Origin of the sequence: Haloparvum sedimenti (assembly GCF_001462205.1) — an archaeon.
GTDB lineage: Archaea > Halobacteriota > Halobacteria > Halobacteriales > Haloferacaceae > Haloparvum > Haloparvum sedimenti.
Genome location: NZ_LKIR01000096.1, coordinates 1 through 2383, shown reverse-complemented (window position 1 = coordinate 2383; position 2383 = coordinate 1). Strand labels below are relative to the sequence as shown.

Sequence of the window (2383 nt, the reverse complement as noted above, 5' to 3'; positions counted from 1 at the left end):
CCCGTGAGAGGGGCGCAGGGCGCGTGATGAGAGCGTCGTCGCGATAGTTGAGTCCGATTTCGAGGTGACCCAAAATGAAAGATCCAGAATCCAGCACCGTGTTCGCTGGCGTCGACGGACGAACCGACACAGAACTACCCGAGTGGTACCGCCAGAAGAAGAGGGTCAACGATCCAGAGTCCTTCGCCGAAGCGGTTCGCGACCTCCCGCAGGCCGTCGAGACGACCGTGGCCTATCAAAACCCCTACACCGACGAGTGGGTCGAGACGGAGCGCTTCAACGCCCTCGTCGAGCCGGGTCGGGCTCGCGACCAAGCGACGGAGAGCGAGCCTGAAACTGACCCCCTCTTTCACGTCCCGACAGACAGTTACTCGATCATCAATCCGGCCGATGTCTACCAGCCCCTCGAGGACGTCCTTCGCGAGGAGACCATCGAAGACACGTCGCTCGGGGACGTGATGTTCGGCGAGATTCGACGCTACCGGGGCGGTGGCGAGGTCCACATGGACGTGATGTTCGACGGCCTCGAGGTACGCCTCCCGGGCCGCTCGGACCCGATCACGATGGGCGTGACCTCCGGCTACGACTTCTTCGGTGAGCACGCCGTCTACGTGGAGGGATTCGCTCAGGACGGGTACTGCTCGAATTCGATGCGCTCGCTCACCGATAAGGAAGTCATCAAGCACGTCGGGGACATCCGGAACTTCCGGACCTGGTGGGAGGAGCTTCTCGCCCAGGTCGAACTCGTCGCCGACGACCTCTTCGGGTTCATCCGAGATGCGCAGGACATCGACCTCGACTTTTCGGACCTGCCGTTCACCGTCACCGAGTTCTACAGCCTGCTGGGCTTCCCGGACTACCTGGCCGAGCGCGCTGCGAGCGATGCGGAGGCCAACGCGGCCTCACCGATCGAGATCGATATGTGGACGCTCCATTCCGGCGCGACGTACGCACTCACTCACTTCTTCCAGGGCAAGGAGGGCGCGTCGCTGGACGGCTACGTTCGTACGGCCAACGACATCCTGTTCAACCCGGAGGGCACCATCGAGCGCGTCGAACGCGCTTACGAGGAGCAGCTGGAGACAGACGGCGATGACGGGTCCCAGGCGTCACTCGCCGGCGAGCGGGCGCTCGCGAGCATCGAGCGCGTCAACGATGATCTGCAGGAGAAGATCGACCAGTTCGAGGAGCGGGAGGACGCGCTCCGTGAGCGGTTCCAGGACGCAATGAGCTGAAAATCGGAGCGGCGTTCACTGAAACGATCCTCAAATAACAGATTATGTGAGCGGTTCCGGTTCCTCATTATATTCGACTACTAATTCGACATCCTCAGGACCGAGTTCATCGCGTTCCGCTTCCAGCGTCTCAAGAGCGTCTTTAACAGGGAAGAAATCCGGCTTCTCGAGCGCATCTTCTGTCGCCCAGGCGTATCGAATCGTTTGCTCGGAATCGATGAGGAACACGGCACGCTGCGGGACGCGCTCGTGGTTCTCCCATCCGTCATAACAGACATCATACGACTCGGCAACCCGCCCGGAACTATCACTAAGTAACGGGAAATTGAGGCCGTATTCCTCGGCGAATGCTCGGTGGGCGTAGACGCTGTCACCAGAAATTGCCCAGACATCAAGCGCCGGCGTCAGCTGAAACCACTCTGCATCGCGAATCGCACACAGTTCGTTTGTACAAACAGGACTGAAATCAAACGGGTAAAATACCAGCAACGCAGCCCGATTATTGGCAGTTGTCTCATCCAAGCTGTACTCGGTTTGTTCTCCGTCACGGAGACCTGGAAGAGTAAACGACGGTGCAGACGCTCCCTGGTTTATCATGTGTCACAGTAGCACACGAAGAAAGGATAGTCTTGGGGCTAACACCCCCACCTGAATGGAGGAGCCTCAGATGTGGGATGAAATTCACTGGAGTCCGTACGTCAGGAGTTCGCCGTCGCCCACTCAAGAAGGGGTTCTAATCTCGAACAAATCTCATCCCCCTCGTCAGTTAGCGCGTATTCGACGCGTGGCGGAATTTCGTTGTACTGCGTCCGTGAGACGAGTCCTGCCTCCTCGAACTCAGTGAGGCGTTTCGAGATCGTCGACGTGCTCGCAGTCGGAAGATGATCTTCGATTTCCGCGAACCGCAGTGAGTCGTGTGCGCCGATGATGCTGACGAGTTGCATCGCGTATTTTCGGCTCAACGTGTCGATAACTCCTGTGAGCGGGCAGTAGCACGTCCCCTCAACATCACACGTGGGCGCCGATGAAGTAGTATCTGCCATAGCTTCGTGGCCTCCAACCTACTCCATAGCTTCGGACTCTGGAGTATAAGAACTTCCCATCGTAAAGTATCAGTATAGATGACTCACACCTCCGACTATGATCTC

General features: G+C 58.3%; 3 protein-coding genes. 1 reads left to right on the top strand and 2 read right to left on the bottom strand.

Features of this window, described 5'->3' with window-relative positions; genetic code table 11:
* Window positions 1-74 precede the first annotated feature (74 nt).
* Window positions 75-1235 (top strand): hypothetical protein, encoded by a 1161-nt coding sequence (locus AN233_RS06020; protein ID WP_058365921.1) that lies wholly within the window; start codon window positions 75-77, stop codon window positions 1233-1235.
* 42 nt (window positions 1236-1277) lie between these two features.
* Here AN233_RS06020 and AN233_RS16375 read toward each other — a convergent pair whose 3' ends face one another.
* Together AN233_RS16375 and AN233_RS06015 are read right to left on the bottom strand one after the other, a co-directional pair.
* Entirely contained in the window at window positions 1278-1832 is a 555-nt protein-coding gene (locus tag AN233_RS16375; protein ID WP_080508383.1) for a peroxiredoxin, read from the bottom strand.
* A 101-nt stretch (window positions 1833-1933) separates the two neighbouring features.
* Window positions 1934-2278: a winged helix-turn-helix transcriptional regulator gene (locus AN233_RS06015; protein ID WP_080508382.1), complete on the bottom strand. Its 345-nt coding sequence runs from the start codon at window positions 2276-2278 to the stop codon at window positions 1934-1936.
* Between the last annotated feature and the right edge of the window lie 105 nt (window positions 2279-2383).